Source organism: Capilliphycus salinus ALCB114379, assembly GCF_047276495.1.
GTDB classification, from domain to species: domain Bacteria; phylum Cyanobacteriota; class Cyanobacteriia; order Cyanobacteriales; family Microcoleaceae; genus Capilliphycus; species Capilliphycus salinus.
Genome location: NZ_CP178543.1, coordinates 6,530,119 through 6,548,220, shown reverse-complemented (window position 1 = coordinate 6,548,220; position 18,102 = coordinate 6,530,119). Strand labels below are relative to the sequence as shown.

Here is an 18,102-nt window from a genome sequence, read left to right as displayed (position 1 = left end):
GATTAGGGTTCGATCTCGGCTTCGGGGATATCGTCCGAATTTTCCGGCAGGGACTGAGCCTTATAAAACGTTTCTAGACTATGGCGATCGCCAACATAACGCCAGTGCCAGGGTTCATAACTCACCCCTTGAGGATTGTCTTGAGGAAAGGATAACTCAAAACTGTAAAAAGCTGCATTCTCGGAGAGCCACTGGAAAGCTGTTGTTTTTTCAAAAGTGACTTCTAAATGGGTATCGGGATAATCTGCATCTCCGATATCAATCGCATAACCGGTATGATGTTCGCTATAACCGGGAGGGGCGCTGACTTCGGCGCGTTTGCTGGCATTTTGGCCCCGTTGGGCTTTGACTTCAAAAAACAGATATTCTTGATCGGTAATGGTCCGAAATCCCGATATCGGCACCAAGCGTATATTATCCCGACGGGCGGCTTCTGCCATTTCTAGATAAGCTTGAGCGGCTGCAATACGCAGTTTGATGCTACCATCTGCCGTGATGCTTTGCAGTTGGTCTGGTGAGGCTTCTTCGTAGGGGAGATGTCCGAGTAGGTTTTCTGAGGGGTCTTCGGTGGAATTTGCTGTTGGGGTTGAAGGGTTGTTTTCAAGGTTGGCTGTAGCGTTGGGAGAGGATGGCGGTTGACTGGAAACAACGCTTGGGGTTTCTTGGGCTGCGGGGGTTGGTTTCTGTCGAAGCAGGAGGCCAAATTGAGAATTGAGGAATATGGCCAAACCAAAGGCGGCGATACCGAGTCCGAATAATTTCCAAAATGGCCACTTTCGTTGCGAACCTTTGGCTGCGGGTTGGGTTTCGTGAGGATCTCGAATGGCCTCGGGGATATCCTCTACAACCATTTCGGAGACGGGTTGTGTGTTTTCGGGCAAACTTGCGTTATTCAACAGCTTCACTCCTGCTTTTCGTCAAAGCACCACTTATCGATTGTGACATTCTCCCGTCATCGAATCGAAGATTACGATGCGGGCTTCCCAACTTTACAATTGGGCATTGCTCCCCTACGCCACTTATCTAGAACAAAGTTCCCCGACAGATCGACTTGAGAGCCAATTTCTTGCTTTTCGGGAGTCCCCCGATACGTTTCTATTCCTCTGTTGCATAACTCTTGGGCTGCTGCTACGTCTCTATCAACGGGTATATCAAGACCATAACCGCACTCATGGCAAACATGATACCTATCTTTGAGTTCTTTTCGGACGGTTGTTCGACAGTTAGGACAGACTTGTGATGTCCCTCTGCTATCAACTTCTCCAACAAAGACTCCCCTCTTTTTACCAACAGATTTAAGGATACTTCGGAACTGCCCAAAAGCAGCATCTAGAGAATGTTTACCTAAAAAGCCTTTAGCCATAATCCGAAAATCAATGTCTTCGACGAAGATGGTATCTGCCATGTTGCATAATTTATGGCAAAGTTTATATTGGTAATCTTTGCGCTTGAACGCAATATGGTTATGTTGTTTCTCTACCCGTTTTCTAGCTTTTTCGTAATTCTTAGAACGTCTTTGTTTTCTTGATAACCGACGTTGTAGCACTTTCAGCCGACGGTGTTCGGTTTTGAAGAATTTGCGTCCTGGTTCTACAAAATTCTCACTTGTAGCACAATATGAGAGAAGTCCAACATCTAACCCAATACAATGTCCATGTGGACTGGTTTCTGGAATTAAGACATCAGATTCAATGGCAATGACAGCGAACCATCCCATAGCCTTTTTAACTACCCTAACTTGCTTGATAATAAACCCATTTGGGATAGGTCGATGCAAGTTGATCTGAACTTTTCCTAACTTGGGTAATTGTATTTGCCACCCTGTTAGGGGATTGCTTTTGAACTGAGGGAAAAGAATAGACTTCATTTGGCCTACTTTTTTGAACCTTGGAAAGCCATACCCTCTTTTCTGAAAAAAGTCCCATGCGTCATGTAATCTTCTTATGTTGGTTTGCAACACCTGAGAAGGAACCAATTTGAGCCTTGGAAATTGTTTCTTGGCTTTTGGCAGTACATTTTGCTGATAATGGTAGCTAGGGAATGGGTAGTCTGCTGCCATAATATACTCAGACTCTAAGCTACACCTATCAATTGGACACTTTCTCGAAGATATCCAATCTTTGAGTTCTCGTAAAGCATAATTGTAAGAAACTCGACAAGTCTCTAACCACTCATTGAGGGATTCAATTTGCTTTGCGTCTGGGTACAGTCGGTAGGTGTAATTGAGTATCATACATTGATTTTACCACACAAATAGAAAAGGGTAGAGATCTGTTTATTATAAATTTTACTTTTAAGATTTAACAATTGATCAAAACGGCATTGAAAACAAGGGAGATGACCGCTTTTAAAACATAAAAGTTCATTTTAATTGGTCACAAAATAGCCACTGTTGGGATCTCCAAAGGTTTTGCTCAAATTCAAAAAGTTTAAACTTAAAAGCACGAACAAAAATTTATAATCAATATTTTTCGACAAAATTAGGATAAAATTAAATCAAATCTAATTTTTATTGTCAATCTAATGGGTCAACTTCTACAACTGTATCAATGGTTAATTGGCGGAGTCCTTCTCGGATGGATTCTCAGACGTATTTTACCGCCTTTCGTTCCCGTTTGGATTGGAAAATTTTTATTTTGGGTTGGGGTTCCCATTGGAATTTTTGTGTTTTTACGCCAAGCCGATTTATCGGGAGAAATTTGGTTAGCCCCCGTCGTGGCGTGGATAGCGATTGTATTGGGTGCGAGTTTGGCTTGGCTTTGGATGAGTCGAAAACGCCGCCTTTCTCCCGTTAATGAAAACTCTTGGAGTCGCGCAACTCAAGGGAGTTTTATCTTGAGTTCAATGGTGGGAAATACGGGTTATATTGGCTTTCCGGTTATCTTGTCTTTGGTGGGAACTCAATATTTTGGTTGGGCGGTTTTTTATGATGGTTTGGGTTCGGCTATTGGTGCCTACGGGTTGGGTGTATTGTTGGCGGCGAGGTTTGGTTTAGAAACTCAAAATCCTTTGGCTTTGATGATAGTTATGTTCAAAAATCCGGCGTTGTGGAGTTTGGGGTTTAGTTTATTATCTCGCGATGTTTCTTTACCCAATCAAGTTGAACAAATTTTACAATTTATAGCTTGGGGAATGATTGCTTTATCGTTAATTTTGATGGGAATGCGGTTGAGTCAGCTTTCCTCTTGGCGTTATTTGAAACAAGCTTCGGTCAGTCTTTCGATTAAAATGTTGATTGTTCCCTTGGTTATGGGTACAATACTCTCAATGTTGGGAGTTGACGGTTCGCCGCTCCTGATTATGGTATTATTAATGGCAACTCCCCCCGCTTTTGCAACGTTGGTGTTGGCCGAAGCGTTTAATTTAGATCGGGAGTTAACCGTTACGACTCTCGCTGTCGGTTCTGTGGCTTTGTTGGTGACTCTACCGCTTTGGTTGCTGATATTTGGTTGATCATATTGGGTAATCAAAACTAAAGCTTGAGGTGTTTTTACCCCAAGCCTCAATTATCATCTGGATTTTGAGTACCCCCAAGGGAATTCGAATCCCTGTCGCCTCCGTGAAAGGGAGGTGTCCTAGGCCTCTAGACGATGGGGGCAAGTGTTGTGTCCAGCATCTCGCGCCTTTCACTTTTACTAATATAGAGAGATTTTTTGGGTTTGTCAACCCCGAGGCTGAAAAAATTTTTTTTCTCAATGGGGAAATTCGCCGAAACTCCCTTCACAGTAAGCTTTTAGGATTTTAACACAGTTGAGGATTGCACCCAAGTGGGCAATTTCATAGCCGTGTGTGTTCTGAGTCGGGAAGCCCAAACAAGCGCCCCTCGCCACATGGCCCATTTTCATCGCAATGGACGCATCGCTTCCAAAGCCGCTGAGAAGGGTTAACTGGAGGGGAATGTCTGCGGTTTTGGCGGCTTGGCGCAGTTCTCCATTCAAGCCTTCATCATATATCCCGTAGGCGTCTTGAGACAACAAAACTGGGGCTTCGCCGTCTACAACGGGATATTCGCGTGCCAGCGGACAAATTTCTAGGGCGATTAATGCTTCTAAGGGTTGGCGTTGGGTAAAGTATAATGCTCCGATGGCGCCGACTTCTTCTTTGGCGGAGGCGACTAAATAAACGTCAAAGGGGGGATTTTTGACGGTTTCTGCTAAAGCTAATAAAATGGCAACGGAGGCTTTATTATCGAGGGTGTAACTGCCAATATAGTCTTTGAGTCTAATCGGTTTTTTGCGGTGTTTTCCCACAACAACCCGAGTCCCCGGACGTATTCCTGCTGTTTCTAATTCTTCGAGGGTGCATTTGGTTTCTATCCAAGCATTTTCCCAGTGCAAGGCTTTGTTTTCTTGCTGTACTTTTTGGGGCGACTCGTGGGAAATGTGGCGGGAACCAAAGCTTAAAATACCGGGAATGGTTTGATGATCTCCGAGTAGGTCAACGACGCCTTCTCCGTATATCCAGGGAAAAGAACCGCCCAATTTTCTCACTTCGACTTTTCCGCCGGCTTTGACGGTTTTAACGATAGCGCCTATTTCGTCTTTGTGTCCGGTAATGGCGATCGCCCGTTGGCTGTTTTGACCGGGTATTTTAGCTATAATATTATCGGCGTTATCCCGCAAAACTTCAACGCCTAGCTGTTGAAAGCGTTGGATTAAAGTTTGATTGATTTCGCATTCGGCGCCGCTCGGAGAATGATTAAAGACTAATTCTTCTACTGTATTAAACAGGCGATCTAAATCCCACATACATCACTTGTTTGTAGTTGTGCTTCAGCACATTTTATCAAAAAATAGGATGAAAAACCCGTTTCAAAGGGGTTAAAAACCCGGTTTCTGTGAGAAACCGGGTTTTTGGAATATCAAATGTTGTTGCGCGATCGCACATTTTATTAATGATATCATTTCCGGTTGATGAATTTTGTTATCGGGTTGGGCGGGTTTATGTAAATCTTTGAGTAGTATTAAGTATCTTAGCAGAACCCGCCCCTACCAAATGATTATTGATGATCAAATCTGATAGAATTCATTGTAGGTTGGGTTGAGGTCACGAAAGCCAACACTTTATATATCATATAATCTCCAGTTCATTAATTCTGTCATGGGGTGGGGCGGGTTTATGTAAATCTTTGAGTAGTATTAAATATCTTAGCAGAACCCGCCCCTACCAAATGATTACTGATGATCAAATCTGATAGAATTTGCCGTTAATTAATTCTGTCGATCAAACATTTATCCCAAATTTATAACCACTGAAAATTCGGTTAGCATAACAACTTAATTGCTAGAATTTCCACTATCTTGAGTTTGATTTTGGGCTAAAACTTCTTCAGCCGAAATACCATCACCTTGAAATCCAAAATACCACAAACTCGAAGCAGCTTCGGCGCGAGTCACGGGTTTTTTCGGTTGAAATAATGTGGTAAACCCGAACACCCGACGAATATTAGCATTGTCTCCGTTATCAAAATCTGCTAAAATAGCTCGCAAAGCGTTAGAATCGATCTTACTCGTGTCTTGAAAGCCCCACCGTTCTTGAACCGCGTCAACAGTCGCTTTCGGCAACGCCTGACGGGTATCGAGGGGAACTTTCCACAAAACCATATCTTCCCGGGTGAGGGGGGCGTCGGGGCGAAAGGAAACCGCAGCGCTATCTCCCGATAACGAACTCGGTATCAAACCCGCTTCGGCTAACCCTTGTATTTCCGGGAAATAGGGATGGCTTGTCGGTACGTCGGTAAACACCGGTTGAGCGGAGGAAACCCCCAAACGGATTTGTTTGGCGGCCGTATTAGAATAAAAATTGTTATTGGCATTCACCAACCATCGCGCAAACTCGCCTCGGGTAATGGTTTCGTTGGGGTTGGCAATAATTTGATCGCGGTTGGCGGAGTTGGCGCTTCGTCCCGGTGAAGACTGCAATACTCCTAATTTTGACACATCACTGACAAATTCTCGCAATTCTTGCGGAACCGTATCGAGTGCGGGAGAGGAGTTAGACGCTTCGGGTGAGGGTGAGGGTGAGGGTGTTGGGGAAGCCGTTGGAGTCGGAGAAACGGCGACTGTGGGGGAGTCTGTGGGTTTGGTGTCGGGGGTGGGTGTATCGTTGGACGTGACGGGTGGAGGGGGAGGGGGAAGGGGAATGGTTGAAATTGATTTGTCGCTGTCGGAATTTTTAGCAATATTTTCGCTATCTTGAATATAACGAATTTCAAAGTCGGTTTCCGTGTTAGAAATTGAATTGGGTTTGACTGAAAGGGTGACTTGTAAGTTATCTTGACGGGCGACAAATAAACCTTCTCCCTCGGCGTTTGGACGTTCAACAATTTGCCAATTTTGGGCTTCAAATTGCTGTTGATAGTAGTTTTCGACTGAGTTGATCGGATCGCTGGTTTTCCAATGGGTGATCACGTCAATTTCTGAGTCGTTTTCCGAAGCGGTAACATCCCGCAGTTGGGCGTTAGGATAAAGGGGTATTTGCGAGGGAAAATTTTTGGGTAGCTCAACGAATGTTTGATCAGTTTCGGGGGGCGTGCTAGCATTGGACTGACCAAACGGCGAATTATTTTGTAGTTGTGGATCGGGTTTAAATGCCTCCTCGAGTGAAGAATTGGCACAGGCGTTTAAAGATGCGATCGCGATCGCCAAACCAGCTATCTGAACGAAACGTTTCACGGGTTTATCGTTGAGGTTTAGGAGGAAAGTTGATTTTTTCAGGGGTTTTGAAAAAGCAAACCGAGTCGATTTGCTCATCTTTTATTATACCGGAACGCTGACCGGAACACCATTTTCTTTGCTCGAAAGTTTCAAAATATAGGGGACGGCTTTTTTCACCCAAACGTTTAAGGGGGTGTAGGAAGCTGCATCTTCACCATAGCAAATTTCGAGCATATCCGTGTGAATAATTCCGGGACTCAACGGAATGGCGGCTAAACCGGGAGGTAACTCTTGGGCCAAAGCTTGGGTGAGTCCTTCTATCGCCCATTTTGACGCACAATAGGGGGCGACTTGCGGCGAGGTTGAACGTCCCCAACCTGAACTTAAGTTAATCACAATTCCCTGTTTTCTTTCAATCATTGCGGGTAAAACGTGGCGGATGACGTTGGTGACGCCTTTGATATTGACATCAATTAATTGGGAAAATTCTTCGCTGGGAACTTCCCAAAGCGGGGCTAAATTATTAAGTAAAGCGGCATTGTTGATCAAAATATCCGGGGCGGAAACTTGGCTTAAAAAGTCCTTCGCCCAGGTTTTAACTTGGTTTTCGTCGGTGACATCTACAACGGTAAAATGATGGGGTTTGCCATATTTTTGACTGAGTTCTTTAATTGCAGCTTGCGATCGCGCACAGCCAATAACGGTATGTCCCAACTCGATAAAATCTTCGGTCATCGCCCGACCCAAACCCCGACTTACTCCGGTAATTGCGATTGTTTTAGCCATTTTTACCCTGATAAACTACAGTTTCTCGTTTTAATTGTATCAACTCAATTTTATCAACTCAATTTGATCAACTCAACAGACTTCTTCTTTGGTTAAAATCGAGAACAAGACCTCAACCAATTTTTGCAGGTGTTCGAGTTGGTGAGTTGCCATCAGCGAAATGCGAATTCGACTGGTACTTACGGTTGGCGGACGAATAGCGGGGGCAAAAATCCCCTGTGCTTTTAACTGCTGTCCGACATTTAACGCCGTTGTTGCATTGGGAAGATGAACGCAGAAAATCGGAGAATGAAAACTAGACCAAGACTCAATAAAATCTTCTGTGTTCGTCGTTTTTCCCGGCTGTTCCTGCAATAATTGTTTGAGTCTATTTATATTGTGCCACAATTGGGTCCGACGTTGGGGTTCTTTTTGAATAATTTTAACGGCTTCTAGGGCGGCTGCGGTATCAGCAGGGCTTAATCCTGTGGTATAGATCCAACTGGGGGAACGGTTTCGCAAATAATCAATTAAAGTCGCACTTCCCGCCACATATCCCCCCAAACTTCCCAGTGCTTTGCTGAGGGTTCCCATCTGAATTAAGGGTTGTCCGGTACAGCCAAAATATTCGACACAACCCGCCCCAGTTTTGCCTAAAATACCTGTGGCGTGGGCTTCATCGATGATAAGCATACAGTTAAATTCCGCCGCCAATTCTAATAATTCCGGCAGGGAACACAAGTCACCATCCATGCTAAAAACACTATCGGTAATAATTAAACTTTTCCGATATTGATGGCGGTGCTGTTGCAAAAGTTGTCTCAATTCTTCGGTGTCATTGTGATAATATTCAAGAATTGTTGCGCCGCTAACTTTTGCACCATTTTTTAGGCTAGAATGATTGTATCGATCCGATAAAATTAAATCCCGCCTTCCGACTAAAGCGGCAATTGTTCCCAAATTTGCCAAATAACCGGAACTAAAAACAATGGCATCTTCTGTTTGTTTGAGGCGGGCGATGGCTAATTCTAATTCTCGGTGTAAATGGCGGTGTCCGGTAAGCAAACGAGAACCAGTTGTTCCGGTTCCAAATTTTTCTGTGGCTGCAATTGCGGCATTAATTAATCGCTGTTCTCCAGCCAACCCTAAATAATCGTTACTGGCAAAATTTATCAGTTCTCGCCCGTCTAAAGTTATGGTCGGTCCGGGCAGACTTTCAACCGTTTGTACACTGCGATACCAGTCAGCCCGGTGAATGGTTTTCAGCGATCGCTCTATCCAAGTATAAGCATTAATTGACATTATTCAGACTCAGTATCTAGATCAAGTTCTTCAGGATATCCTATTTCAGCACTGTTACCTCGAACGGGAGGCAATTTATCCACCAACCCCATTTCAAAGGCAATATCGGGTAATTCTCCTGCGATATATTTTCCCGGTTGATAGACGCGACTGGGAGTAAAACAGGTTTGTCGAAGTTCCACGACTTCGGTCGCATCAAACATTCCCCGAAACAGTCTCCGTTCAAGTCCCATTGTTCATCCCTCCCGCCTCGTGAGTGGCTCGATTTTCTCACTTTAACACTACCGCTAAAAACTCGGGGTTTGAACTAGCCTTTTTTTAGATTCTCACAGAGTTCGAGGGTAAATATAAAGAAAAGTTAAAATTATATCTGAATGCCTGTTCAGATGTTAAATTAATAAATGAAGCTCACCCGGAGAAAAAGCCATGACTGCGGTTACTCAAATGAAATGCGCCTGTGAATCTTGTCTGTGCGTTGTTTCCTTAGAAAAAGCCATCAAAAAAGACGGCAAACCCTACTGTTCAGAAGCCTGTGCCAACGGCCATCCCAACGGTTCCGGCTGCGGTCATACCGGTTGCACCTGCGGTTCATAACCCGTCCCTACAATCTTGGTAACTGGTGACTGAAAAAACCCGCCCCACCTCCACAAACGGGTTATTTATTAACGATTGTAGGGGCGGGTTCAAGTTCACCTCGAACACCCATAAACAATTTTTAAAAACCCGCCCCGCACCCAAAAGACGGGTGATTTATCAACGTTATTTCTGGAAAATATCTATTGGTATTCAACCGAAAAACGGTGCGGGTTTATTAATGTTATTTTTGGGAAAACAAACATTGATTCGGAACCCGCCCCTACAATATTGGTGACTGGTGACTGGTGACTGGTGACTGAAAAAACCCGCCCCTACGGGTTATTGGTGATTAAAACGCCATTTTGACAAATATTTTCTAAGTTTGCACCGTTAGCACAAGCGTGTTCGGCCATTGCAAAAGCAATCGCATCAAATAAAGGGGCGGCCCACTGTTGTCCGGCTTGAATAGAACCGGCTTTTTGAACAATTTCAACGGCTTGTGCAACTTCAATAATAGCAACATTAGGATTATATTCTGCGGCGCGTTCAATGAGAGGATGCCAAGCGAGAGAATGACCTTCTTTGTTGCTTTTTCCGCCCCTCACTCTCGGCCCAATATTGTACAAACCTTGCTGTTGATAAAAGGGCATAATTCGGGATTGAATTCGATATTCCCACCACAAATCTCTCGGATGCAAACCCGTTACTAACATTTGCGCTCCGGGGCGGGGATTGGCTTCGTTGGGAACGTTCGCATCGGCTGTTAATATAATCGTTTGAACGTGGGAATTCCCCTTATGAACTCCCGCAATAAAATGTTCTAAAGCTTGAAAACCGTCTAGACTTTCGCCGTACATTTGAATCGTTGGTGTCAATACAAAAAAACCCAACGCTTCCAACCGTTGCTTCATTTCAAGCACGGTAATTGTATTCCAAAATTGACCAATTTCAACGCCATTAACTGACGCTCCGGGTTGTAGGTTGTTGGCGGTATATTGAATGGGTAAAATAGCGATGGGTTTGTCGGTATTAATGCGAATAGGGGCGACGTCGGCGTGGGTCCAGTTGCGTCCGGTGTAGTTATAATGAACTTGATAAATACCCTGTCCGGCTTGGTATTGATAAAAGCGCCCGTCGGGTACAATGGCAACGGTTTCGGTATAATTAGAAGTGTCGGTTTTTTCGGGTTTATCGAGGGGTAAAGATTGCCGACAGCGTTGGTAGAGGTACGCTCGCGAGGAGGTGCAGTTGTCTGCTGCTTGGGCGGGTGAGACGGCGAAAATTGTGATTATTGCCGAACAGAGTGCAATCTTTAATTTCATTTTGGGTTGATTGGAGTTCAGAGAACATTTTATTCAATAACGCTCCACTTTACCAAAAATCAGGGGAATTGCAATAGAAAATTCAAATTACCGTTTAAAAATTCAAGTTATCCAAGCAAGATTAAATAGAAGTTACTGCTATTATAAACATTGAGTCAATTCCAAAGGGAGCTAATTATTGTATTAATTGTTCAATTTATTCGTCAGTAAAACCAAATTGTCTAAAAATCCTTAACACATAAGCGGGAGACATTTCTTTAGCCCCCATATCTATCGGCACAATTCTTTTGCTTGCTTCCAACTCCCGAATGTATAAACGATGATCTCCTTTTCCCTCTCGATAAAATTGACACCCAGCTTGTTCTAAAATTTTAATGAGTTGTTTGGGCTTGAGGGCGGGTATGTTTTTAGGCATAAACTTTCCTCAATTCATAAATCTCTGTTGCTGGTTCGGTGTCTTCAAGTGTCAAAAATTCATGTAGTTCTTGAATGGAGATTGGAGAAGAATAAACATTATTTTCTGATTGACAAGCCTCTTCAAAAGATGCGATCGCCTCTTTAAGCTTATCAATGGCTTCTTGTGGGGTTTCGCCTTGTCCGACCAAGCCGTTTTCAAGGGATAATGAAACCCAATAGTCTTGGCTTTTTCTCAAAACTACAGTATAAAATTTCATGGTCTTTGAGGATATTTTTGCGGCAGTTTAACTAAGAATTAGGGAGGTTTAACTATTTTATCTAACTTATAACATAATTTCAAATTAACAGGGTTTTTGCGAGAATCAACGCATCTTCACCGAAATGTAACGAAAAAACGGGGTTGGCGATCGCAAGGTTTGGATATAATTGAACCAGATTATTGTATGAAAACGATAGCAAGAGTTAAAATCTGATGTATTATGATAGACATAGTGATTCCCCAAAAGAAATGACTCTGTTGGAAACTATCATACGGGAACTTTCATCAGTGCCAGAACCATTGCTTATAGAAGTCTTGAACTTTATCCAATCTGCTAAAAATGACAGGCTTTTAGTCTCCGACTCATCCACACCCCGCATTCCAAACCGACATCAAGGAGAAATTTGGATCGGTGATGATTTTAATGATCCTTTACCCGATGAATTTTGGTTGGGTGAAGATTGATGAGAGTTTTGATTGATACTCATGTTTTTAATTGAAGCAGATTCGCAGTGGTGAGTTATAATGATGATCGAGGGTTTCCAGAACTAGCCGATTCAATAGCCCAATCATTTCCTAATACAATAGGGCATTGAATAACGAAAGGAGAAAAAACAGCAATGAATCGCCCAAAACTTGAATACATAACAGATTCTAATGGCAATCAAACCGCAGTGGTTATTCCGATTGAATTGTGGAGAAAAATTTTACCTCAAGATAATGAGTCAATCGAAACAATCACCGAAAATATTGAGGACTATTGCTTAAACAAAGCGATGGATGAAGCGAAAACAACTCCTCTTCTTAGCCGCGACCAAGCGATTGATTTTTTGGCGGAGGAAGATGATTGAAAGTTGAGTATAGAACGCTGTTTTTGAGAGACTTAAAGAAACTCAAAAAACAAGAGGTTTATCCGTCTATTTACGAGTTGGTCTTCACAACTTTACCAGAATCTACATCGGTTCAAGAGTTGCCAAATGTTAAAGCATTGGTTGGAACGGAAAACCGATATCGCATTCGAGTTGGCAACTATCGGATTGGTTTTGAGGTCAATGAAGACCGGATAGAACTGATGTGAGTTCTGCATCGTCGGGAATTTTATCGGTATTTTCCATGAGGAAAACTATTGCGATGATACAATATAATCAACCTACGCAAACTGATAAACCCGCCCCACATCAACGCCCCCAACGTCATAACCCGGTACGCCCGTGACCCAAGTATTGCCGACTGCGGCGACGGACGCCCCGAAGTTCAACCGTTCATCGCCGTTGTCGGGAATCGTGTTAATATAAGTATCGAGAAGTTCTCCGGTTCTCAACTGATGCCGGAACACCGCCCCGGACGCCAACGACCCATAGCCAGGACTGCCAACAAATACGCTGGTATTGACGATATCGATAGCTTCTCCGAAACGGTCAAAGGGTCGCGGTTGCGGATAACTGTAGGTTTCCAACATGGTACCGGTTATCCCGTCGAACAAAAACGCCGCCCCGGTATCAGTCCCCCGGCTATCGTCTCCCGGCGCCCCGATTAAAATATCCCGGCCAATATTCGTCCAAGCCAAACCCCGCCCAAAATCATCAATTCCGGGGTTGGGGTTGCGAAAAGTTTGCAATAACTCTCCAGTAATACTATCAAATAAATAGGCAACTCCGGGCTTTGTCGCCCCCACTCCCGTTAAACTTCCGGGGGCGCCTATCAAGACTTTATCGCCCACTGCGGCGACGGACGCCCCAAAATAGGAGTCGGCTTCGGGTTCGGGGTTATTGAAAGTTTGTAGCAATTGTCCGGTATTCCCATCGAACAGGTAGGCGGCACCGGAACGGGGGGCCGAGGCGTTGCTGGTGGGGGCGCCAATAATAATCGTGTTGCCGATGCTATCGACCGCAAAGCCAAAGCTTTCAAAGGGTTCGGGGGTGGGGTCGGTCAACCGTTGGTAGGCGACTCCGGTTGAACTGCTAAATAGATAAACGGCGCCGGCTTGGGGGACAAGGGTGCTATCTTGAGGGGCGCCGATGACGACATCGCCGCCAAAGGGGGCCAAACTTCTCCCCAGTTGGGCGTTTCCGGCGGTTTCGGGGAAGGGATGATTAAAAATTTGCAGGGGTTGTCCGGTGACGGCATCAAATAAATAGGCGGAACCTTGACTGTTATTTTGTCCGGGGGCGCCAACTATTATATTGGTGGTTACTTGTTCGACGGCAAAACCAAAATTGGCGTTGGTTTCACCGATAGGATGGGGGATGGTTTGTTGGGGTTGAATTTTCGGTTCGTCATCCAATATTTCTAAGGTTGCTAGGGCGGGAATGCCGATAGAAGCTGAACCTGTGGGGTTTTCTAAGCTGAGTTGAATTTGTCGCGGATAGTCAACAATATTGTCGTTATTAATGTTTAATTCGATGGTTTTTGGGGTGGTATCGCCGCTAGCAAAGTTAACAGAAATTGGGGCGGTATTCAGTTCTTCTGGGGTGATAATTCCAACGGGTGTGGGAACTAAAATTACGCTGGCGGCGCCGTCTTCTCCGACGTTGCGAGTGATGGTGATGGGGTTGATAGAAGTGCCGTTTTCACTAACGGTAAATTGTGAGGAACTCAAGGAAATAAAGCCGGGAATAAAGAAGTCTGAACGGGTGAGTCTGTCGGGTGAAATTCGTTGAATGACGGCTAAATATTCCCCGTTGGCGGCTTGAATTAGGGTGTTATTAGAATCTCGGGGGTCTTGTGTAATATTAAGGCTGTCAAAAGGGAAATCTCCGACTAAAGCAATGGTATCGATACCGGGTTGAAAGTCAAAGATAAAGTTGGCGTCTTCGGGGGTATTTCCGCCTGTTCCCGGTTCGATAAAAAAGATGTCGCTTCCTTCGCCGCCAATTAATGTATCTCGTCCTTTATCTCCATAAAGTCGGTCGTCTCCGGCTTCTCCTAAAACCCGGTCATCGCCCTGACCTCCTAATATTAAATCGTTGTTATCTCCGCCAACTAAAAAATCGCTATCCTGTTCGCCGCGAATAACATCGTCTCCCCCATCTCCGCTAATTCTATCTTCTCCCAAACCCCCTAAAATGACATCATTTCCTTGTCCTCCCAAGAGAACATCTCCATCATTTTCGCCTTGTATTAAATCATCCCCATTATCACCGTTTAACGTATCAACTCCCTCGCCGCCAAAGAAGATATCGTTTCCTTCTCCGCCATTGGCTTCGTCATTTCCTTGGTTTCCAAAAAGCGTATCTTCGCCTAAATTTCCAAATAAAGTATCGTTATCTTTTTCGCCAAAAATGAAGTCGTTTCCGCCTTCTCCCAAGAGGTTATCGGTACCTTGACCGCCCAAAAGGGTATCATTTCCACTTCCGCCCCGAATTAAATCGTTATCTAAATTTCCGCGAATTAATTCAGGGTCAGATGAACCTTGAACCGTATCATTTCCACCTAGAAAAAATACACCTTGAGTAAACACGCCCACTTCGCCAGGAAAAAAGGTGGTGTTTTCGGCTGAGTCGGTTCCAACTAAGCGTAATTCTCCGGTTTCGGGGTCGGTTTCGGGTCTTAATACCATCGGTTAAACGGAAAGTTTTTGTTGTTGCCAAAGCTGCTCTATTGTAACAAATTTATAGCCTTTTTCCAATAGTTTGGGAATAATTTCTTTGGCTGAAGCGGCGACATCTTGGCCGCCATCGTTGCCGTCGTGCAAGACAATTATTGACCCGTTTGTTGTTTGTTGAATGACGCGGTTGGTGACAAAATTAATACCAGGACGCGCCCAATCTTCTGGGACAACCGTCCACATCACGGGACGATATCCCCATTGTTTTAACAGGGTTAAGGTTTTTGGGGTAAAGACTCCGTTGGGCGGACGAACATCGATTAAAGTTTTGGGGTTTATATCGCAAATTTTGAGAATTTCTTGTTTGGTTTTTTCGAGGTCTTGCTTGAGTTGTTCATCGGTCATTTGATGAAACATTTGATGATAATATCCGTGCAAACATATCCAGTGACCTCGTTTGTAAATAGCTTTGGCAATTTGAGGATAGTTTTTTACCCAACATCCCAACCAAAAAAAGCTGGCTTTAATTTGATATTGGTCTAAAACTTTTAATAGGTCGCAAGTATATACCGGATGCGGTCCGTCGTCAAAGGTGAGGGCGATTTCGGGTTGGTTAATATCACCCGTCCATAAACAGTTGGGGAAGGCGGTTTTTAAAATAGGATGTAAGACGGGAAAAAAGGGTGCAAATTGCATTTTTCTTGATTTTGTTGTTTAACGGTTTGTTTTCCGGTTTACAAGTTTAACAATTTTTAGCGATTATAACATTTTGTTTGAGGATTGAGTGCTTTGTCGAAGAAAAAAAGTAAGTTTGATTGGGTTTATTGCGGGTAGACTTAAATAGAGATATTTTGGTAAACTTAAAATTATAGAGAAATTCAGGATGTTCTTGTCGAAATTAAATTCTATGAAAATTGTTGTCATTGGTGGCGGGGCTGCGGGTTTTTTTGGGGCGATTGCTTGTGCGAATACTCACCCCCATACTAATGTTATTTTATTGGAAGCCGGACAGCAACCTTTGGCGAAAGTTCGTATCTCGGGCGGGGGACGGTGTAACGTGACTCACGCTTGTTTTGAACCCGCCCAATTTGTACAAAATTATCCGCGAGGGGCGAAGGCGTTGCGGGGGGCTTTTAGTCGCTTTCAAGCCAAAGATACGGTTGAATGGTTTACCCAAAAAGGGGTAACGTTAAAAACAGAAGAAGATGGGCGAATGTTCCCGATAACTGATAATTCAGAAACCATTGTTAACTGTTTAATTGATGCGGCGAAACAGGCGGGAGTTAAAATAAAAACGGGGGCGAGAGTTGCCGAGATTAAAGTTCATCAAAAAAATCACGATTTATCCAAAAACCCGGTTTCTGAAGCCCGTTTAAAAAATTATAAACAAGAAACCGGGTTTTTTAACCCATTTGAAATAACTCTAAAATCCGGTGAAATCCTAACGGCTGACCGACTCTTATTAGCCACCGGAAGCAATCCTTCGGGTTATCGTTGGGCGGAACAATTGGGTCATAAAATTACCCCTCCGGTTCCCTCTCTTTTTACCTTTAATGTTAACGATGAAAGGTTCACAGATTTGGCGGGAGTTTCGGTAAATTATGCTAAAATAAAGTTACCCAAAGCGAAACTCGAACAAACGGGGCCGCTGTTAATTACCCATTGGGGTTTAAGCGGGCCGGCGGTGTTGAAATTATCGGCTTGGGGGGCGAGATTTTTACAAGATTGTCGCTATCAAACCCCCTTAGTTATTAATTGGCTACCCCAGTCGAATCCTGAAGTTTTGCGGGAGGAATTATTGGCGGTTAAATCTCAATTACCTCAGCGAGTTGTTTCTGCGAGTTGTCCGGTGATGATTCCCCGCAGACTTTGGAAACAGTTAACGCTGGCGGTGGGAATTGACGAACAAAAACGGTGGGCGGAAGTTTCCAATAAAGTGATTAATCAACTCATTCAAGAATTAACCCAAGGGGAATATAAAATTAACGGAAAAGGGGTATTTAAAGAAGAATTTGTCACCTGCGGGGGTGTTAGTTTAAAGGAAGTTAATTTTAAAACGATGGAAAGCCGTTGTTGTCCCAATCTTTATTTTGCGGGTGAGATATTAGATATTGATGGGGTGACGGGTGGGTTTAATTTTCAAAGCGCCTGGACAACGGGGTGGTTGGCGGGTCAGGCGATGGGAAAACCTTAAACCTTACTTAAACCCCCAAAAACCCGGTTTCTTTAAGAAACCGGGTTTTTTAAGAAGAAACCGGGTTTTTTAATAAGGGTTTTTTAATAAGGGTTTTTTAAAGTTTATAAGGTCTGAAGTTGGGGAATATCGAGATAATTGACTCCTTCTAGTTTACCGGAAATACAGGTTAACGGTTTATCGACTTCGCCCAAATGATTAACCACTAAAATCGCATCGGAAAAGTCTTGATTTTGGGTATAGTTGTTAACGGTGACAATGGTTTTTAAACCCGCTTTGGTCGCCGCTTGCAACCCGTGATAGGAGTCTTCAAATACCAAACAGTCTTGGGGAGTTAATTCTAATTTTTCTAAGACATAAAAATAGATGTCGGGGGCGGGTTTTTTTGCGGGGACAATATCTCCGGCGCCGATAACTTCAAACCAGTCGGGGTTAAGGGTTTTTTCGAGTAACGCCATCACGTTGGGTAAGGCGCTGGTTGTCGCAATGGCTAACCGCAACCCCGCAGTTTTAGCCGCTTCAATTAAACGTTTAATACCCGGACGCAAAGGGATAGCGCCGGAGGCGAGTAAGTCGCGATAATATTGGGTTTTTAAACGGTGTAAACTAACGATAAATTCGTCTAAATTATCGGGGGTTTCTAAGCCGGGTTTGTATTTTTCTAAATAAAACTGAATGCGTTCTTTTCCTCCCGAAACTTCTAAAAGTTCTCCGTATAATTCCACCGACCAATTCCACATCAGTCCGGTTTGAGTAAACGCCTGATTAAATGCGATGCGGTGTCCGTCCCGTTCCGTTTCGGCTAGGGTTCCATCTACATCAAAAATTAACGCTTTTAAGGTCATTGGATTGGAAAAAATACGGGTTTAAATCTGGGGTTTGGTGTCTTTGTTGGGAATTTCGGGAGAGGATAGACTTTCGGATAATTTATAGCCCTGCTGTTCAAAATTTTTGACAAAGTTTTTCGGGTCGCTTTCTTGGGGAGATTGGGTTGATTCTTTTGACGGGTTTTCTTGGGCTTGTTGTCTGATTTTTCTGAGTTTTGCTTGTTTTCCCATCGGTTT

General features: G+C 43.8%; 20 protein-coding genes and 1 tRNA gene. 6 read left to right on the top strand and 15 right to left on the bottom strand.

Features of this window, described 5'->3' with window-relative positions:
- Nucleotides 1–2 precede the first annotated feature (2 nt).
- Both ACL6C3_RS26395 and ACL6C3_RS26390 read right to left on the bottom strand, forming a co-directional pair.
- Nucleotides 3–896 carry a D-alanyl-D-alanine carboxypeptidase family protein gene (locus ACL6C3_RS26395; protein ID WP_413162611.1) on the bottom strand — a complete coding sequence of 298 codons (894 nt, stop codon included), beginning with the start codon at nucleotides 894–896 and terminating at the stop codon, nucleotides 3–5.
- Nucleotides 897–967: 71 nt separating this feature from the next.
- Entirely contained in the window at nucleotides 968–2,233 is a 1,266-nt protein-coding gene (locus ACL6C3_RS26390) for an RNA-guided endonuclease InsQ/TnpB family protein (protein WP_413162610.1), read from the bottom strand.
- 290 nt (nucleotides 2,234–2,523) lie between these two features.
- On the opposite strand from ACL6C3_RS26390, the gene ACL6C3_RS26385 reads away from it, so the two are divergent.
- A complete protein-coding gene (locus tag ACL6C3_RS26385; RefSeq protein ID WP_413162608.1) occupies nucleotides 2,524–3,453 on the top strand; it encodes an AEC family transporter in 930 nt (309 codons plus the stop codon).
- A gap of 72 nt (nucleotides 3,454–3,525) precedes the next feature.
- Here the strand turns inward: ACL6C3_RS26385 and ACL6C3_RS26380 are convergent.
- The 6 genes from ACL6C3_RS26380 to ACL6C3_RS26355 form a co-directional block, all read right to left on the bottom strand.
- Nucleotides 3,526–3,598: transfer RNA gene (locus tag ACL6C3_RS26380), tRNA-Glu, on the bottom strand.
- Nucleotides 3,599–3,692: 94 nt separating this feature from the next.
- Complete coding sequence (locus ACL6C3_RS26375) at nucleotides 3,693–4,748, bottom strand: M42 family metallopeptidase (protein ID WP_413162607.1); 1,056 nt, start codon at nucleotides 4,746–4,748, stop codon at nucleotides 3,693–3,695.
- A gap of 528 nt (nucleotides 4,749–5,276) precedes the next feature.
- The gene (locus ACL6C3_RS26370; protein ID WP_413162606.1) at nucleotides 5,277–6,752 is read right to left on the bottom strand and encodes an S-layer homology domain-containing protein; all 1,476 of its coding nucleotides are present in this window, start codon (nucleotides 6,750–6,752) and stop codon (nucleotides 5,277–5,279) included.
- Between the two features lie 6 nt (nucleotides 6,753–6,758).
- Nucleotides 6,759–7,442, bottom strand: a complete 684-nt coding sequence (locus tag ACL6C3_RS26365; RefSeq protein WP_413162605.1) for an SDR family oxidoreductase — start codon at nucleotides 7,440–7,442, stop codon at nucleotides 6,759–6,761.
- Nucleotides 7,443–7,514: 72 nt separating this feature from the next.
- Nucleotides 7,515–8,723, bottom strand: coding sequence for an 8-amino-7-oxononanoate synthase (bioF, locus tag ACL6C3_RS26360; RefSeq protein ID WP_413162603.1), 1,209 nt, complete (start codon nucleotides 8,721–8,723; stop codon nucleotides 7,515–7,517).
- Nucleotides 8,723–8,956: a hypothetical protein gene (locus ACL6C3_RS26355; protein ID WP_413162601.1), complete on the bottom strand. Its 234-nt coding sequence runs from the start codon at nucleotides 8,954–8,956 to the stop codon at nucleotides 8,723–8,725. Before ACL6C3_RS26355 ends, bioF begins: the two co-directional genes overlap by 1 nt.
- A 193-nt stretch (nucleotides 8,957–9,149) precedes the next feature.
- Here ACL6C3_RS26355 and ACL6C3_RS26350 point away from each other — a divergent pair, with 193 nt between their 5' ends.
- Complete coding sequence (locus tag ACL6C3_RS26350; RefSeq protein ID WP_413162600.1) at nucleotides 9,150–9,317, top strand: metallothionein; 168 nt, start codon at nucleotides 9,150–9,152, stop codon at nucleotides 9,315–9,317.
- Between the two features lie 314 nt (nucleotides 9,318–9,631).
- On the opposite strand, the gene ACL6C3_RS26345 is transcribed toward ACL6C3_RS26350, so the two are convergent.
- From ACL6C3_RS26345 to ACL6C3_RS26335, 3 genes are all read right to left on the bottom strand, one after another.
- The gene (locus tag ACL6C3_RS26345) at nucleotides 9,632–10,621 is read right to left on the bottom strand and encodes a hypothetical protein (protein ID WP_413162599.1); all 990 of its coding nucleotides are present in this window, start codon (nucleotides 10,619–10,621) and stop codon (nucleotides 9,632–9,634) included.
- A 196-nt stretch (nucleotides 10,622–10,817) separates the two neighbouring features.
- Nucleotides 10,818–11,036 carry a type II toxin-antitoxin system HicA family toxin gene (locus ACL6C3_RS26340; RefSeq protein WP_413162597.1) on the bottom strand — a complete coding sequence of 73 codons (219 nt, stop codon included), beginning with the start codon at nucleotides 11,034–11,036 and terminating at the stop codon, nucleotides 10,818–10,820.
- Nucleotides 11,029–11,295 carry a type II toxin-antitoxin system HicB family antitoxin gene (locus ACL6C3_RS26335; protein WP_413162596.1) on the bottom strand — a complete coding sequence of 89 codons (267 nt, stop codon included), beginning with the start codon at nucleotides 11,293–11,295 and terminating at the stop codon, nucleotides 11,029–11,031. Before ACL6C3_RS26335 ends, ACL6C3_RS26340 begins: the two co-directional genes overlap by 8 nt.
- Before the next feature lie 290 nt (nucleotides 11,296–11,585).
- Here ACL6C3_RS26335 and ACL6C3_RS26330 point away from each other — a divergent pair, with 290 nt between their 5' ends.
- The 3 genes from ACL6C3_RS26330 to ACL6C3_RS26320 all read left to right on the top strand — a co-directional run bounded on the left by ACL6C3_RS26330 (nucleotide 11,586) and on the right by ACL6C3_RS26320 (nucleotide 12,375).
- Nucleotides 11,586–11,762 carry a hypothetical protein gene (locus tag ACL6C3_RS26330; RefSeq protein ID WP_413162594.1) on the top strand — a complete coding sequence of 59 codons (177 nt, stop codon included), beginning with the start codon at nucleotides 11,586–11,588 and terminating at the stop codon, nucleotides 11,760–11,762.
- A 155-nt stretch (nucleotides 11,763–11,917) separates the two neighbouring features.
- Nucleotides 11,918–12,148 carry a hypothetical protein gene (locus ACL6C3_RS26325; RefSeq protein ID WP_413162592.1) on the top strand — a complete coding sequence of 77 codons (231 nt, stop codon included), beginning with the start codon at nucleotides 11,918–11,920 and terminating at the stop codon, nucleotides 12,146–12,148.
- Nucleotides 12,145–12,375, top strand: a complete 231-nt coding sequence (locus ACL6C3_RS26320; RefSeq protein ID WP_413162590.1) for a type II toxin-antitoxin system RelE family toxin — start codon at nucleotides 12,145–12,147, stop codon at nucleotides 12,373–12,375. Before ACL6C3_RS26325 ends, ACL6C3_RS26320 begins: the two co-directional genes overlap by 4 nt.
- Before the next feature lie 72 nt (nucleotides 12,376–12,447).
- Here the strand turns inward: ACL6C3_RS26320 and ACL6C3_RS26315 are convergent, their stop codons facing one another.
- Both ACL6C3_RS26315 and ACL6C3_RS26310 read right to left on the bottom strand, forming a co-directional pair.
- Nucleotides 12,448–14,856 carry a Calx-beta domain-containing protein gene (locus ACL6C3_RS26315; RefSeq protein ID WP_413162588.1) on the bottom strand — a complete coding sequence of 803 codons (2,409 nt, stop codon included), beginning with the start codon at nucleotides 14,854–14,856 and terminating at the stop codon, nucleotides 12,448–12,450.
- A gap of 3 nt (nucleotides 14,857–14,859) precedes the next feature.
- Complete coding sequence (locus ACL6C3_RS26310; protein WP_413162586.1) at nucleotides 14,860–15,540, bottom strand: polysaccharide deacetylase family protein; 681 nt, start codon at nucleotides 15,538–15,540, stop codon at nucleotides 14,860–14,862.
- A gap of 211 nt (nucleotides 15,541–15,751) precedes the next feature.
- Between ACL6C3_RS26310 and ACL6C3_RS26305 the strand changes: the two genes are divergently transcribed.
- On the top strand, nucleotides 15,752–17,038 hold the full coding sequence (locus ACL6C3_RS26305) for an NAD(P)/FAD-dependent oxidoreductase (protein WP_413162585.1): 1,287 nt from the start codon (nucleotides 15,752–15,754) through the stop codon (nucleotides 17,036–17,038).
- A 104-nt stretch (nucleotides 17,039–17,142) separates the two neighbouring features.
- On the opposite strand, the gene ACL6C3_RS26300 is transcribed toward ACL6C3_RS26305, so the two are convergent.
- On the bottom strand, nucleotides 17,143–17,883 hold the full coding sequence (locus ACL6C3_RS26300) for an HAD family hydrolase (protein ID WP_413162583.1): 741 nt from the start codon (nucleotides 17,881–17,883) through the stop codon (nucleotides 17,143–17,145).
- Between the two features lie 21 nt (nucleotides 17,884–17,904).
- Nucleotides 17,905–18,096, bottom strand: coding sequence for a hypothetical protein (locus ACL6C3_RS26295; protein ID WP_413162582.1), 192 nt, complete (start codon nucleotides 18,094–18,096; stop codon nucleotides 17,905–17,907).
- Between the last annotated feature and the right edge of the window lie 6 nt (nucleotides 18,097–18,102).